13 protein-coding genes and 1 pseudogene are annotated in these 16202 nt (G+C 42.4%); 6 read left to right on the forward strand and 8 right to left on the reverse strand.

Annotated elements, in window-relative coordinates; genetic code table 11:
• Positions 1–134 precede the first annotated feature (134 nt).
• Entirely contained in the window at positions 135–3437 is a 3303-nt protein-coding gene (locus ACRQ5D_RS32205; RefSeq protein ID WP_091174347.1) for a TonB-dependent receptor, read from the reverse strand.
• A gap of 398 nt (positions 3438–3835) precedes the next feature.
• On the opposite strand from ACRQ5D_RS32205, the gene lpdA reads away from it, so the two are divergent.
• Entirely contained in the window at positions 3836–5227 is a 1392-nt protein-coding gene (gene lpdA / locus ACRQ5D_RS32210) for a dihydrolipoyl dehydrogenase (protein ID WP_091174351.1), read from the forward strand.
• A 239-nt stretch (positions 5228–5466) separates the two neighbouring features.
• Positions 5467–6305: pseudogene (locus ACRQ5D_RS32215) on the forward strand (MBL fold metallo-hydrolase).
• A gap of 402 nt (positions 6306–6707) precedes the next feature.
• Here the strand turns inward: ACRQ5D_RS32215 and ACRQ5D_RS32220 are convergent.
• Entirely contained in the window at positions 6708–8597 is a 1890-nt protein-coding gene (locus tag ACRQ5D_RS32220) for an SPFH domain-containing protein (RefSeq protein ID WP_091174356.1), read from the reverse strand.
• 286 nt (positions 8598–8883) lie between these two features.
• Here ACRQ5D_RS32220 and ACRQ5D_RS32225 point away from each other — a divergent pair, with 286 nt between their 5' ends.
• The 3 genes from ACRQ5D_RS32225 to ACRQ5D_RS32235 all read left to right on the forward strand — a co-directional run bounded on the left by ACRQ5D_RS32225 (position 8884) and on the right by ACRQ5D_RS32235 (position 10023).
• Positions 8884–9045: a hypothetical protein gene (locus ACRQ5D_RS32225; RefSeq protein WP_176844569.1), complete on the forward strand. Its 162-nt coding sequence runs from the start codon at positions 8884–8886 to the stop codon at positions 9043–9045.
• Positions 9046–9189: 144 nt separating this feature from the next.
• A complete protein-coding gene (locus ACRQ5D_RS32230) occupies positions 9190–9597 on the forward strand; it encodes a hypothetical protein (RefSeq protein ID WP_091174360.1) in 408 nt (135 codons plus the stop codon).
• Positions 9598–9753: 156 nt separating this feature from the next.
• Positions 9754–10023 carry a hypothetical protein gene (locus tag ACRQ5D_RS32235; protein WP_431198786.1) on the forward strand — a complete coding sequence of 90 codons (270 nt, stop codon included), beginning with the start codon at positions 9754–9756 and terminating at the stop codon, positions 10021–10023.
• 1 nt (position 10024) lies between these two features.
• On the opposite strand, the gene ACRQ5D_RS32240 is transcribed toward ACRQ5D_RS32235, so the two are convergent.
• The 6 genes from ACRQ5D_RS32240 to ACRQ5D_RS32265 all read right to left on the reverse strand — a co-directional run bounded on the left by ACRQ5D_RS32240 (position 10025) and on the right by ACRQ5D_RS32265 (position 15007).
• Complete coding sequence (locus ACRQ5D_RS32240; RefSeq protein WP_431198787.1) at positions 10025–10234, reverse strand: hypothetical protein; 210 nt, start codon at positions 10232–10234, stop codon at positions 10025–10027.
• Entirely contained in the window at positions 10203–10937 is a 735-nt protein-coding gene (locus ACRQ5D_RS32245; RefSeq protein WP_431198788.1) for a Bcr/CflA family efflux MFS transporter, read from the reverse strand. Before ACRQ5D_RS32245 ends, ACRQ5D_RS32240 begins: the two co-directional genes overlap by 32 nt.
• Positions 10938–11037: 100 nt before the next feature.
• On the reverse strand, positions 11038–12252 hold the full coding sequence (locus tag ACRQ5D_RS32250) for a hypothetical protein (RefSeq protein ID WP_091174367.1): 1215 nt from the start codon (positions 12250–12252) through the stop codon (positions 11038–11040).
• A gap of 155 nt (positions 12253–12407) precedes the next feature.
• Entirely contained in the window at positions 12408–12758 is a 351-nt protein-coding gene (locus ACRQ5D_RS32255) for a glycine zipper domain-containing protein (protein WP_090533047.1), read from the reverse strand.
• 106 nt (positions 12759–12864) lie between these two features.
• Positions 12865–13686, reverse strand: coding sequence for an alpha/beta fold hydrolase (locus ACRQ5D_RS32260; RefSeq protein ID WP_218134512.1), 822 nt, complete (start codon positions 13684–13686; stop codon positions 12865–12867).
• A 4-nt stretch (positions 13687–13690) separates the two neighbouring features.
• Positions 13691–15007, reverse strand: coding sequence for a gluconate:H+ symporter (locus ACRQ5D_RS32265; protein ID WP_091174370.1), 1317 nt, complete (start codon positions 15005–15007; stop codon positions 13691–13693).
• A gap of 368 nt (positions 15008–15375) precedes the next feature.
• Here ACRQ5D_RS32265 and ACRQ5D_RS32270 point away from each other — a divergent pair, with 368 nt between their 5' ends.
• Positions 15376–15732 (forward strand): response regulator, encoded by a 357-nt coding sequence (locus tag ACRQ5D_RS32270; RefSeq protein ID WP_091174373.1) that lies wholly within the window; start codon positions 15376–15378, stop codon positions 15730–15732.
• The last annotated feature ends 470 nt before the right edge of the window (positions 15733–16202 follow it).

The raw sequence follows: 16202 nt of genomic DNA on the forward strand, positions 1-16202 counted from the left end.
ATTGGTTAATAATTATTAACCAATACATTAACTTTCACTCACTATGAAATAATATAAATATATAATCAAATTATTTCTAACGAAAAAAGCCCCGGTCAAATTGACCGGGGCTTTAAATCATATGGTAAATTCAATTAGTTAAAGAGATACCTTAAACCAATTTGAGCTTGCCAGCGTGATACCTGCGAAATACCGTTACCAAAAGTTGATGTAAGCGGGATTTGGTTTTTATCATCAAAGTAAGGGAACGAGAATGTTGGCTTACCAATGTTAGGATCATTAGGGTTAGCATTGTTAGCGTATAAACCTTTAAATGATAACGGGCTTGTACGGTTAACAAATTTAAAGTTACCCCAGTTCCTGTTCAGGAAATTACCAAGGTTAATAATGTTAAACTCAAACTGTAAGGTGTTTTTAACTTTACCGGTTGAAGCATATAAATCTTGAGTGAAGTTAAAGTTAACCAGGTGAAAGTATGGCAATACCAAAGCATTACGCTTAGCATATTGACCGCGGTGTTTGCTCAGGTATGGGTCCTGGTTAATAAACGCGTTCAACTGCTGGTAAGTTTGGTCAACAGTACGAGGGTCATTTAAGTTATCTTTTACCAACACGATATCACTTGCATCTTTAGGGATGTACATCAAATCGTTGGTAGTTTGACCGTCACCATTCAAGTCGCCATTATAAGTGTATGAAGCAACACCGTTGTTAGCACTTTCGTAAGTTAAACCAACCGAAGTAGTAAGGTGTTTGATATAATCCTTACGGAATGATACCGAAGCGATGATACGGTTTGGCTGGTAAAAGTTAGCATATGAAGTAACATCAGCGTTTGGATCGCCGGATACAACACGGTCTCTCCAGGTTGACTGGGCGATAGAACCACCGTCATTAACCGAGCGTGAATCAGAGTGAGTGTAAGCTATGTTAAAGTAAAGCTCTTTAAACGTTCTTTGTAACTGGCCGGTAACGCTGTAAGTATAACCTTTGCTGGTGTTTTTCATCAGGATAGCGTCGGTAATATTAGGTACCGCCGCTGTGTTACCACCCTGGGCAGCAGGGATTGAAGGATAAACAGTAGTACTGCTGTAACGGATCCGGTTATCATTACCCTTTAAAGCCTGACCTGATGTAGGCAACGCAAGGTTAACAAAATATACCGAGTTGATATCTTTTGAATAGATACCTTCTAAAGTACCGATAATGCCTAATGGCAATTTTTGGTCTAAAGCCAGGTTTAAACGGAAGTTTGATGGGAATTTGAAATTCCTGTCGGTAACAACCAGGTTATATGAAGTGTTTGCAGCAGCCCCAGTTGGCCTGTTTTTATTAACATCCGGGCTGAAAACCAAACGGGGGTCGGTTGGTAATACACCACCGGCACCAGGCACAATGCTGTATGAACCAAACTGTACACCATTGTTGCTGGCCTGGTTTGATATATATACATAAGGAACCGGACCGGTAAAGATACCTGCACCACCACGAACTTGTGTGCTGGCATCGCCGTTAACATCCCAGTTAAAGCCTACCCTTGGTGAAATTTGAATATTCGTTTTAGGGAACTGTGAAGTATTGATCTTGTAACCGTCCCTGAAACCCGTTAACGCTGCTGCATTGGTATTATACTGGCTGTCAGTATTGTAAACCGGTAAATCAAAACGAATACCGTAAGTTAATTTAAAGTTGTCGTTAACTGTCCATTTGTCCTGAGCATAAGCGCCGATGGTATATGATTTTACAATAGCAAACGGGAACGAGCCATCAGGCAAAGCTGAATAACGGAAATCGTAGCGGGTTGCGGTTGGCAAGCCTTGTTTAGCCGAAGCGTAAAAATCATCTAAGCTTTTAAAACGGTAACCACCATAGTAGTTAGGAGCGAACCCATTTTTAAATTTATTCGACTCATATGATAAGCCAAAGTTAAGCTCGTGTTTACCCTTGTAAAGGGTTAAGTTATCAGATGCCTGCCAGGTATCGGTATTCAATACGTTGTTGGCAGTAAATGGCTCATAACCAAATGAGGTTAAAGTAGTACCATTAGGGTTTTGGATATCAACCAATGGGAATGAACCACCGCCCGGAGACTGGCGGAAATCGCGCAGGGCCTGGTAACCTACAGTTAATTTATTGGCAAGGTTTGAGCTGATACGGGTGTTCAACTCGGCAATACCAATATTGAAGTTGTTGTTGATGGTATAGTAAGATGAAAAGAACGGCAACGAAGTGCTGCTTGGTGCACGACCACCTGTAGGCGCACCTGAACTGCTTGGAGGCACATCACGGAAAGATTTCAAATAGAAATATTTCAATGACAAGGTATTATTTTTGTCGATATTCCAATCCAATTTGGCAGCGATCTTATCTGATTGCGTACGTAACTGGTAGTTTTCAAAAGCGCCAGGATTATAACCATAAGTAGTTTTAAGGAAGGTAGACAGGGCTGTCAAATCAGCATAAGATGCTTGTGAAATACTACCGCCGGCAGTTTGGCCATCGCGTAAAGCGGTGTAAGAAGTAGCCGGATCTTTGATCCTTTCCTGCTCGCCTGATACAAAGAAGAATAATTTGTTTTTGATGATCGGGCCACCTAAGCTGATACCACGTTGGTTATAATCAACTGTTGGTTTTTGAACATCGGTAGTAAGCGTATGTAAACCTACTAAACCAGCCGAGCGTTTGTAGTAGTAAACGCTACCTTTAAATTCGTTGGTACCCGATTTGGTTACGGTATTGATACCGGTACCGGCAAAACGGCCCTGGCTAACGTCGAAAGGAGATACAGAAACCTGGATCTGCTCAATCGCGTCTAATGAAATTGGCTGTGAGTTTGCCTGGCCACCTAAGGTGTTTGATAAACCAAACGAGTTATTGAACAAGGCACCGTCAACAGTTAAGTTGTTACCATTACCGTTACGACCGCCAAATGATGTACCATTTGCAGTAGGAGTTAATTTAGTGTAATCATAAATTGACCTGCTGATAGTTGGTAAACGATCGATCTGGGCGCGGTTAATAATCTCCTGAGAACCTGTTCTTGAAGTATTAATAACCTTGTTCTGTACACCCGAAACCACAACTTCCTTAAGTTCGGTATTGGTTGGTGCAAGTTTAGCGTTGATCTTAAAGTCCTGACCTAATGATAACGTTATGTTATCCTGGCTGAAGGTATTAAAACCAATAAATTTAAAACTGATAGTGTACGGACCACCAACACGGATGTTTGGTAAGTTGTAACGGCCGTCGGCGCGGCTAACAGTTGAATAATTAGTACCTGTGGGTGTGTGTAACGCGGTAATGGTTACACCAGGGAGTGGTAATCCCTTTTCATCAACCACTGTACCAGACATGCTACTTGTAGTAACGTTTTGCGCGAACGCAAAGTTTAGTGTGAGCAGCGAAAAAATGAATAAAAGAAGGTAATGCTTCCTCATAAATTGCTTTTTTAATTATACGTTTAATTAATTGGCGCAAAGATAATTAATGAACTAATTACCAATGTTAAGTTAACGTTAACAATTATTATATATTTATCAACATTTTACATTATAAGTATAAAAACCATAAAACAATCGCCAAAAACAATGAAAATATTACAAATAATATAGTTTAAATCATATCGGAGCTTAACGGTTACATTACACCATTTGCTTTTATGACACAGCGCAGATATAAATAACCCAAGGCAGGTAATATATACCGGCAGTACATTTTTTGATTTCAGCCCTTTTCCTTAGCTTTGGCATTCAAAAAATAGGCGCTGCGGAAAAACCACAAAAATCCGCGCAGCTTATTTACCTTTGAAACGAAATTAAAGTATATCAATAATAATATGGATTACGATGTAATTGTTATTGGGTCTGGTCCGGGTGGCTACGTTGCTGCTATCCGCGCTTCCCAGCTTGGTTTAAAAACCGCCATTGTCGAAAAAGAATCATTAGGCGGTATCTGTTTGAACTGGGGTTGTATCCCAACCAAGGCTTTATTAAAAAGCGCCCAGGTTTTTGAATACCTTAACCACAGTGCCGATTACGGTATTAAAATTAACGGCGCCGGCGAAGTTGATTTTGCCGCGGTTGTTAAAAGAAGCCGTAACGTTGCCGATGGCATGAGCAAAGGCGTTCAGTTTTTGATGAAGAAAAACAAGATAGATGTTCTTGTTGGCTTTGGTAAATTGAAAAGCAAAGGCGCTGTTGAAGTTAAAGCTGCCGATGGTACAGCTAAAACCTACAGTGCAAAACACATTATATTAGCAACAGGCGGGCGCTCGCGCGAGTTACCTAACCTGAAACAGGATGGTAAAAAAGTTATCGGTTACCGCCAGGCCATGGTATTACCGCAGCAACCTAAATCAATGGTTGTAGTTGGTTCGGGTGCTATCGGTATTGAGTTTGCTTATTTTTACAACTCAATAGGTACAAAAGTTACCGTAGTTGAGTTTTTAGATAATATCGTTCCGTTAGAGGATGAGGATGTATCAAAAGGATTAAACCGCATTCTTAAAAAACAGGGCATCAACATCATGACCAGCTCCAATGTGGAATCGGTTGATACCAGCGGCGATTTGTGCAAGGTAACTGTAAAAACAGCTACCGGCACCGAAATTCTTGAAGCCGAGATCGTTCTTTCTGCGGTAGGTATCGCCACCAACCTTGAAGGCATCGGCCTTGAAGAAAACGGTGTTAAAACCGATCGCGGCAAAGTATTGGTTGATGATTTCTATCGTACCAATGTTGAAGGCGTTTATGCCATTGGCGATATTGTTAAAGGCCAGGCCCTGGCTCACGTAGCATCTGCCGAAGGTATTATCTGCGTTGAAAAAATTGCCGGTCAAAACCCTCACCCGCTTGATTACAACAACATTCCGGGCTGTACCTATTGCTCACCAGAAGTTGCTTCTGTTGGTTATACCGAAAAAGCAGCTAAAGAGGCTGGATATGAAGTTAAAGTTGGTAAATTCCCATTCTCGGCATCGGGTAAGGCAAGTGCTGCCGGCGCTAAAGATGGCTTTGTAAAAGTGATATTTGATGCCAAATACGGCGAGTTCTTAGGCGCTCACATGCTTGGCTACAACGTTACCGAAATGATTGCCGAAGTAGTTACTGCCCGCAAACTGGAAGCTACCGGCCATGAGATCATCAAATCGGTACACCCTCACCCAACCATGAGTGAAGCTGTAATGGAAGCCGCTGCCGAAGCTTACGGCGAGTGTATCCACTTGTAGTATTCTGGCCCATGGTCGATAGACCATAGACCATGGTTGATAGTTATAGCTACAATAAATATTTAAAGCCTCAAATTAAATGCATTGCATTTGGTTTGAGGCTTTTTAGTTTCATACTTTATAACCACAACTTATCTTTAAAATATTATTCTAATTTAGCCCTATCAGCACATTATAAGTCACGCCCATTATCTATGGACCATCGACTATGGACTATGGACTATAAACCATGAACTAAAATGAAACTACACACCATTGATACAGGCTTTTTTAAATTAGATGGCGGCGCTATGTTTGGCGTTGTTCCTAAAACCATCTGGAACAAAACCAATCCCGCCGATGAAAACAACCTTTGCACCTGGGCCATGCGCTGCCTGCTGGTTGAACATGAAAACAGGTTAGTATTAGTTGATACCGGCATAGGAAACAAGCAAAGCGAAAAGTTTTTCAGCCACTATTATCTTCACGGCAACGCAAGTTTAGATAGTTCGCTGGCTTCTCTTGGTTTCCACAGGAATGATATTACCGACGTGTTTTTAACCCACCTGCACTTTGACCATGTGGGCGGTGCCGTTGTACGCGAGGGCGAAAACCTGCTCCCTGCCTTTAAAAACGCCACCTACTGGAGTAATCCCAAACATTGGGATTGGGCAGTTAACCCTAACGAACGGGAAAAAGCTTCCTTTTTCAGAGAAAACATCATCCCTATACAGGAAAGCGGCCAGCTAAAATTTGTTGATACCGAAGACGGCATTAACTTTATGAAAAATTTTGAGGTCCGCTTTGTATCCGGGCACACAGAATCAATGATGCTGCCGCTTATTAATTATAAGGGGAAAAAGGTACTCTATATGGCCGATCTGCTGCCATCAATCGGGCACCTGCCTATCCCCTATATAATGGCTTATGATATGTTCCCGCTTCAAACGCTTACTGAAAAAAACTATTTTTAAACGAGGCCCTTGAAAAAGAATACATACTATACTTTGAGCACGACCCGGTTAATGAATGCTGCACTTTACAGCAAACAGAAAAAGGCATCCGGGTTAAGGATACGTTTAAACTAAGCGACCTTTAACCGTTGATTGGTTTTGATTTCGTTGATTTTTTAACTTGTAAAAACACAAAGGCATCCCCTCGCGGGATGCCTTTGTTCATTGATCGGTTTAGGTTAAAAGCCTCGTCAATTAAATCAGTGCGATTGAATCATAAAGCCGGATACTATCACAGCAACCTATCTTTAATCTTCAAGCTCTGATCACTATAAAAAAGGTTTAGGTATAAAGAACGTATTATCTTTGGCCGGAGGCGGCATTTAATTACCAACCTCCAACCGTTGATCTCTTCAATAAAAAGGTTTAGGATTTTGAGTTATTTTGTACTCTTCCTCAAAATCTCTCATCACAAACCTTAACCACGATGCATAATTTGAAGGGATTACATAACCAACCCGCAAATTTTTATGCAAAGGGATATTCAATTATTCGCCTTTAGTGGTGTTGCCGCCTTTGCCCTGGTTTTCGATCTGCAGTTTTTTGAGCATTTCGGTACCTATGAGGGCATCAATCATACCGCCGCTACCGCCCTCTTTGCCGCTTACCAATATCTCAGGAACCAACCTAATACCTGCAGCAGCCAAAGCTTCGGCCACACGCACTATGGCGTATTGTTCGGTACCCATGGCTTCGGTTTTTTGTTTGGTAACCTCGGCTTCTGATAAACCTATGGCTTTGATCTTGGCACCTTCGGCCATACCATTCACCTCTGTGGCGTTAGCGTCGGCTTTGGCGTTCACTGTTTTTGCTTCGGCATCGGCTTTGGCTATCGTGATCCTTACCTCAGCATCGGCTTTGGCGTTGATGGTCTTAGCTTCTGCCTCACCTTTTGAAGCGGCAACCCTTGAAGCGGCCATCTGGGTGTTAATCTCAACCTGGCGGGTTGATTTTACTACCTCAGGCTGCATATCGGCACCGGCACGGGCGCTTTCAAATTCTTTACGTTCAATTTGCGCGTGGCGCTGTATCTCGTAAGTAACCTTTTCCTCCTCGGCCAGTTTACGGTCGGTAAGTGTTTTCATCAGCGCTGCCGGAGGCACTATGTCACCTATCAGGGTATCCACACCAATTACGTTATAGGTTTCCAGTACGCGACCAATATGCTCACGGGCATCAGTTTGCCTTTGGATACGGTTGGCCAGGAAGCCGATCACATCACTTTTTTGGGCCGAGTTACGGAAGTAGTTGGCAATAGTTGGCTCCAGTACCTGCGATACCAGGTTTTTCATTTTACCAAACCTTGCTATCACTTTCGGTGCTTCGTTACGTGGCACGTGGATGATCTGTGACACATCCAGGTTAAAAGTAAAACCATCGCTTGACCTTACCGTAATGGTACACAGGTTCTTATCCAGTTCGTGCGACTCGGTGCGGCTATCTGCCCAGTTTAATACGATGTTGGTTGTGGGTACAATTTCAACAGCATGGGTATAGATGTTTACCGGGTGCTTACCGGGATCGAGCGGTTCGTCCCAAACCCCTTTTTCGTTACGCTTAACAATGTTACCATGTTTGAAATTATCGCCACTGGTATCCTTGCCTTCCGGGCCCACAAAGGAGTTTACAACACCTACGTAACCGATAGGGATATAGATCATATCTACCTGCTCAACGCTCACAAACCAGGGGTTAAGGTAGTAAGTACCCGCCAGGATCACGTCCTCCTGCAAACCTTTGCGACCGCCTGCGGTGATAAAAGCGATTGGGTCCTGGTAGTTTTTATGCCCTGCAACCGATTCGCCGGCTATCTCGCCTTTGTTCAGCGGCTCGCCATCCAAAGTGGTAATAATACCTACTTTGTTTTCGTGGATCTGGGTGATAGGCACCATCTCAATATCAAACAAAAATGTGTTGATGCGATAACTACCCGGTGTAAGGAAAGCTGCCTGCGGGCCTTTTTGACCATTATTATCCAAAAATGCTACCGCATCCTGAAACTTATCACAATCAACCGGTTTACCCAGCACACGGCCGGTATCAAACGAGGCACCGTCTTTTGCTTTTACCAGGCCAAGCTTGTTTTGCTCAATAATGGTAAAGGGCTGCATGATAATAGTATACTGCCATGGCCACATTTTCCAATATAAGCCCGGCGCAAGGCCACGGCCCTGCATACCAGCCTCGCCTTTGGTGGCAATGATCCGACCATCGGGCAGGCGGCTGTTACCTGTAAGGGCAAACTTTTTGATCACCAACCCAATACGGTCGTCCGGAACGATAACCATGCCGCAAAACACGCGCAAAACAAATTTGTACATCAGCAATAACACTATGACGGGTATAACCCACCACAGACTAACAATTAGATTGTCCATTTTTTTAAAGATTGTTTTTGATTTTTTTAACGGAACCCTTAAGGTGCGGGCCCTCACAACACTTATAGCTTACCTGGAAGAGTACCTTGGCTATATAGTGTCATTAAGACAGTTGCAATTAAGCTTTGTTACGAAAAATCTTAAAAATATTTTAAGGGCATCGTCAGATACATGTAATTAATTGATACACAGAAAGTAAATTTTATAACGCTTTTCAGGAAACATTTTACAACAGGTATAGTTAAATAAGTATCCTATTGTTTAATGCATACTTAACATTACCGCTATGAGTATCCCAAAAGACATCAAAAAAGAAGGCACCAGGATAAGTCCGGCAAAAGCGGGTGGACAAAAAGCCAAAGAGATCAAAACCGAAGGCCCACTAAGTGAAAAAGATGAAGTGAAGCAAGCCGAAGAGCGCACTAATAAAGGTTTGAAGAAGAGATAGTGTAAAATCAATAGACTTAAGTCGGAAGTCAAAAGATCTCTTTTTCCTCACCGCATTTCAGACTTATGACTTTAGACTAAAGACTAAGCCTTCGCTTTCAATTTTAAAAGCAATTGTATAGTTTTATCCAAACATTTTTCTGTTATGATAAAACAAGGCTTTTTATTGTTTGCTGTTGTAGTGCTTTTTATAGCATCATGTAAACCTGAAGTTTCGGTTAGGACGCTTACCGGCAAATGGAAATATATAAAAATCGAGCATCCAAATGCCAGCCCGCCCGATACCGTAAAACAAGCCGAGCTGGATGCCAACGTACCTTATATTCAGTTTACGCCCGAAATGAAATTCCTGATTGTGTGGGGCGGCAAGTTCCTGTCGCACGGCTCTTTTACGCTGAATGGCAGCAACATGAATGTAACCGAGAAACTCCCTGATGGCAAAACCCGCAATTTCGTTTTTTACGTTTCGGAACTAACCGACACTAAGATAGTTTTTGAAAGTACCGGCCCCGAAGGCTCAAAGGTTACAGCTTTGCGGGCAAGCAAATTTTAAGTCAGTTAATTCTTTGCATGCAGGCCACAAGGCTGTGCCTTGTGGCAGCAATTTACAAGTAATTTAAAATCAAGCTAATCCTGTAATCCTAAAATCAAGGTTCAATGTGCCGCAACAACATCTGTGCTTGCCTCAACCTTGTTTTTTATAAACCGCTTGCCAATAAATACAATCAGGAGTGCCAAAATTGATGAGGCTGCCATAACCGCCGCCATGGGCAGCGAGCTGTGTTGTTTTATTATAGAGATACCGATAGATGACAAGGCCCCCACCGCCATTTGCGATGCGCCCAATATTGCAGAAGCCGAGCCCGCATTTTTAGAGAAGGGAGCAAGGGATAATGCTGATGTATTGGGCGCGCAAATGCCAACGCAGCATAACACTCCAAATATCATCGCTATAGTACCACCTATCCCGAACCAATGATTTAATGAACCCGCCAAAAAAATGTGGAGATAATCACCATTAAAATAAGTGATGCGCCTATCATTTGTTCGCTTTTGTATTTTTTTATCAGCACACTGTTTAGCTGACTTGAACCAATAAACCCTACCGAAAGCCCTGCAAAGATCCAGCCGAACTGTTTTTCGCTTACTTTAAAGCCCTCAATAAACACAATGGGCGATGACGAGAACATAGGCAAACAAACCCGCGAAAGCGAACGCGCCGCCTATGGCATAGGTTACAAACTGCGCATCCTTTAAAACTGTTATAAAATGCCCTATAATCGGCCCTGGCTTTAAGGAATAAGCAGGATCGGGCTGATAGCTTTCGGGGAGCCAGAATATTACGGACAGCAATATGAGCACCGCTATAATAGTTAATACCAGGAAAATGACCTGCCATTCAAAAGCCGCGGTAATATAACTGCCTACGGTAGGGGCCAGCATAGGCGAAGCACCGAGTACCAGGATCAGCAACGAAAATACTTTGGCATTATCCTCAATCGGGAACAAATCACGCACCATGGCCATGGCGGCTACACTTGCCGCACAGCTGCCCACCGCCTGAAAAAAACGCAGTGCAATAAGCATTTCGAGCGATGAAGAGAAAAAACATCCCATTGATGACACGATGTAAAGTCCAAGCCCCCAGTATAATGGGTTTTTACGGCCAAACCTGTCGAGCAAAGGCCCATAAAGTAATTGCCCGGCGGCGATGCCAATAAAATAGCTCGATAATGACAGCGCTACCTCATCGGTACTGGTATGCAAGTACTTAGCTATGGCTTTAAAGCCCGGCAGGTACATATCGATAGAAAAAGGGCCAAGTGCCGTAAGCGAACCCAATATGAGGATCAGTACTGTATATTTTTGTTTGGTCATATTTATTTGGTCCATGGTCAATAGGCCATGGTCGATGGTGATATTGGATTTATTGTATCTTAGTGATTTTTCAAAGTCCAGGCAATTGTCTATGGACCATCGACTATGAACTCCCCTAAAACGCCTCGCCTAAATTAAGACTTATTGATGAAAAGTTTTTGCTCATGCCATAATCGAGGCTGATATTGGTTCCTGTTTTTTTATTGAACTTAAAACGCAGGCCTGTGCCGGCTGCTGGGTGCCAGTACACAAAAGCATGGTTCTCGGGCTCGGTAACGGAGTTTACGTTAGCAAATACTACAAAGCCCAATAAACCATTGCGGGTGATATCGCGGCGGTATTCAGTTTCAAAATATACCAGCCTGTCGCCCCGGTAACGGCTTTGCGGAAATCCCCTGCCCGATCGCTGATAAGGTTCCCAGCCAAGACTTGGCAGGTTAAGATAAGGTGTGCGGGGCGTAAGTGTTGTCCAGTAATAGGCCCAGAAAGCCAGCACGTTTTTAGGCCCCGAGTTGGTTAACTGCACATATTTACGCATATCGATATACAGTGACCTCCAGTCGGTATGGCTTCCAAAGGCCTTGGCATTAACCCGGTAAACTATGTTGGTATAAGCCCCGGGTAGTGGATTGATTGAGTTTTTGCGCGAATCGTATAATAAATTGAGCGTTACACCCGATGAAAACGCATCCTGATCGGCCGCAGTACCATATTTATAACCGGTAAACTTACGCAGGTTTTGATCGCCGTTGCTTTCAATATCCATATAGTAATCCAAATTATACCCTAACCCGGCATAAAAGTATGGCTTAATCTGCTTTAACACGCTTTGATAAAAGCGGAGATAATTATAATTTATCAAAAACTTATCCGCTGGCCCCTGGTTGCCACCCAAGCCCCAGGTATATTGAGGGTAAACCATCAGCCGGGTATCACCCTGTATATTCCACTCATTATTATTAAGCCAGATATTTGACCGGATAGGCAAGCCGTACCTCCCTTTCAAATTAAAATAAGGGGTAAAAGTAAAGCTTGATAAATTAGTAGTAGCTTCATCCCCCAGATAAAACCCAGCTGTTGTTGAAGTAAACAATGCTTTTCCGCCACTCCGCCCATCGGTTGTTGAGGTGGGAAAAACAGAAAAGTAGATCTTTTTCCGTTGAGTTGCCTGGTGCCGGGGTTGTATTTTAAAAAGCGAACGTACAATGTCAATAACATCCCGTTGCGGTACTGAATCTTTTTTTATGCTGATGGTATCTGCAACCGGCTGCTGTGCCAGCAACATTGCCGGAATCAAACATAAAACTATTACGCATAACCCTTTTACCATCGTACCTTAAACGAAAAATATTGACTTGCTGTTTGGCTGTTAATAATTTTAATAACGGAGAAAACAGGGCAATCGCTTCAATTTAGCTAAATTAATTGAAATAAAAAAGGCCTGTAAGCATTGAAACCTACAGGCCTTTATAACAACCATTTAAATTAATGATAGGTTGTTTGTTTTGTTACGGTTGTTTTGGTTGTGGTATAATGGTGATGGGGATGTGCCCTGCGCCAGGCAATGCGGGCAGCACGCTGCCTTTTCTCTTCGCGCCGGCGGGCTTCATTACCGATAATATAACCGCCACCGGCACCAAGCGCACCGCCAACTAAAGCGCCGCCCGCACTATGCGTAATAAGGCCACCCGCAATTGCACCGCCTGCTCCACCTATGATTGCGCCTTTGCCTTGTTTACTTATTCCCTTTTTCTGTGTGGTTTGTGCATTGGCAGTGATACTGATGGATAGCATCAGGCCAATTAAAAAGCACATATATATCATTAGCTTTTTCATAATGGTATGTATTTATAAGTGTTAACATAAACACTCATGCAAATAATAGACCATTATCGAAAATAGCGGCACAAAAATTCAACAATTAAAAGTTAACCGACAATGTTTATTTCAGGAAAGCTATTACAGCTTTTGAAAATTCGGGAGTGCGGCTGGCGCTGTTATGATCGCCCGGAACGTGAACCAGCTTTGAGCCGGGAATGAGTTTATGAAGAGCAACCTCGTCGCCGTTATCATGATCTTCGGTCCCATCTATGAGCAGTACCGGGATTTTCACCTTAGCTAACTCCTGTTTGCTGGTTGATGGCTGCCACTTTTGCTGATAGGCTAAAGCAAGTTCATCAAAAGGGTTACTGTGGATATAATTGATCATCCCATCAACATCATGAAAGCTGGTATCGCCCATTAAAGCCTTATAAGCATGAATCCTTCGCGGCCATTCGGGGTTAGTGTAAGCATCGCCCATACCACCCATTACCGCCTTTTGAACCCGTTTATCCAGCACAAACACGCGCGAAGTAATGATCGATCCGCGGGAGTATCCAACAACATCATATCGTTTCAGCCCCAGGCTTGTAGCCAGGCCCATAATGTCTTTAGCTTCGGCATCGTTAGCATAACCCGCATCATCGTGGGGCTTGTCCGACCGTCCGTTGCCCCTCTGATCCAGTATAATCACCTTATAACCAGCCGTTAACATATCATTATAAAGCTTTCCTTTTTTCCAGCCTTCGCCCGTGCCCGAAAAACCATGTACCAGTATCACCGGGAAGCCATCGCCTTTCGCTTCATAATGGATTTTAACACCATCAAACGAGGTATAATAGCTGCCCGGAGCAGTAACCGGCTGCGCTAATACACAATTGCCGGTAATCAGCATAAAAATTAACAGAGCTAAACTTGCCGATAGTTTTTTGATAACAAGCATATTTTTATTTAATAAACAGATTAATAACGGTTACCCCCACAAGCCCTATAACAGAAACAAGCGTTTCCATTAATGACCATGATTTTATAGTATCCTTAATACTTAAATTAAAATACTCTTTATACAACCAAAAACCCGAGTCGTTTACGTGCGAAAATGCCAGGCTCCCGGCCCCGATAGATAATACCATTAAATTGGGATTAATATGATTTTGCAAAACCAGCGGCGCAACAATGCCTGCAGCTGTTAGTCCGGCAACTGTTGCCGAGCCCAAACTAACGCGGATAATAGCGGCTATCACCCAGCCTAATAACAACGGCGGCAAATTGAACGATTGCAGTTGCGATGCTATCTGGCCGCTTACACCGCTGGCGGTTAAAACCTCTTTAAAGGCGCCCGATCCTGCTATGATCAATAATATCAAGGCCACATCCTTCACGGCATCGGTAAAATTGCCCGCAAGCTGGCCCATGCTTTTACCTTGTTTTATACCTAAAGTATAAGTGGCAACCATAAGCGCTATCAGCATAACAATTGAAGGATCGCCAAGAAATGTGATAAACTTTGCTACACCCGGATCCTGTATGTTAAGGTATGGAAAAAATGCGGTAAGCATTAAAAGCAAAACCGGCAATAAAGCCGTAAAAAAGCTATTGAACGCGCCGGGCAGCTTTTCGGCAGGTAACTCTTCAGCCCTGAAAGTAGCCAGCGGCTCCGACGGGATTTTTTTAAGAAATTGTGCAAACACCGGCCCCGCCAGTATAATAGCCGGAATAGCTATCATAAGTCCGTAAATAAAGGTAGTTGCCATATTAGCGTGAAATAAAGCCACTAATGCCGATGGCGACGGGTGCGGGGGCAAAAAACCATGCGTTACCGACAGCGAAGCCAGCATGGGTAAGCCTATATACACAGCCGGCAGTTTATACTTGTAAACCACCGAGAATATAAGCGGTACCATCAGCACGAAGCCAATACCATAAAACAGCGGAATGCCTATAATAAACCCAGCTGCAACCAGCGCCCATTGAATATATTTTTCGCCTACGGCGGCAACAAGTACACTCGCTATTTTTTGCGCGGCCCCGCTCACAGCAACCAGCTTTCCAAGCATAGCGCCCAGGCAAATAATGATGAGCAGCTGACCTAAAATATCACCCATGCCTTTTTGAACGGAAGCGGTTACCTTATTAATGGGTATGCCTAATAACAAACCTGCAATTATCGAAACAATGAGAAAGGCAATAAAAGGGTTTATTTTTACCAGGCTCACCAGCAAAACCAGTAAAACAATACAAAAAAAGATAGTTAACAGTACCATTAAGTTATAGGTTATGTGTGGCCAGCGGGCGTGCAACCTCAGTATAGGGCACCTGCTGATGCCAACTAAAGTAATAACAAAATTTGAGTTTAGGGTTTTTATATGGTAAAAGCTTTGATAACCCGGCCTCAATAATCAATAAGCCTTTTAATTTTGTCATTTGTACTTGAAAAACAAGCAGTTTGTGTAACTAACATACAACATGTTGCTATTTATAGCATTGTTTTATTAATTTTATAAAAAATAGTTTTAATTTTGCGTTAAAGTTTTATCCGATTAAGATTAACCCAAACCGCTATTTTACAGGATACTGTAATTTTAACACATACTTTAATACCTTTTCGGCATTTATTTCTTTAACTTTTATTATGGTAAAGCGTATTTTAGTATTAGACGACAATCAAGACATACTTGATATTGTGCATGAAACCCTTACTTATGAACAATTTGAAGTTAAAAGTACATCAATAAGCACCGATGTGCTTCCGTTAATTGAGAGTTTTGAACCGGACCTTGTTATACTTGATTACCGGGTAGCGGGTACCAATGGCGGCGAAATTTGCCGAAACATAAAAGTACATCCTAAATTTGGCAATACTCCTGTTATTATATTCTCGGCCTATGTGAACAATGAAAATGAGCTCATCGGCTACGGGTGCGACGCAATAATCAACAAACCATTTGATTTGACCGAACTTGTTGAAAAGGTTAATAACCTGCTTTAAAAACGTAATCTCAACCTCAGCGGTCAATTTACCTCCCTCTTGCACTATCCATTTAACCTTTATTTCATTTTTTTCTTCTGCTAAACCGGGATAATAATTATAAAAAAAGCAAAGAAAGCGCTTTAAAGCATTCAACATTACAAATACAGCATATTTTCAAGGTATAAATTGACTAATTATCAATACTTAAAGAGCATGATTGAAATATTGGTAATTATTTTAACTTTGTTTTATAGGTTAAAGCAAAATAATTAATTAAATACAATAAGCCCCTGATTGTATTATGGTACTATCAATAAATCAACACGAGAAAACAGAAGTAAAAAAGGCACCGGTATGCCCAAGGTGTAAATCAGAGCTTGATAACCGTGTGCCCAGAGGCTTTTTTGTGAAAAAAGTTTTGTTTTTTCTCCCTTTAAAGAGGTACATGTGCTTCAAATGCCAACGCAAGAGATACGTATTACGATAAT

It is taken from the genome of Mucilaginibacter sp. P25, from assembly GCF_050859465.1.
GTDB classification, from domain to species: Bacteria; Bacteroidota; Bacteroidia; order Sphingobacteriales; family Sphingobacteriaceae; genus Mucilaginibacter; species Mucilaginibacter gossypii.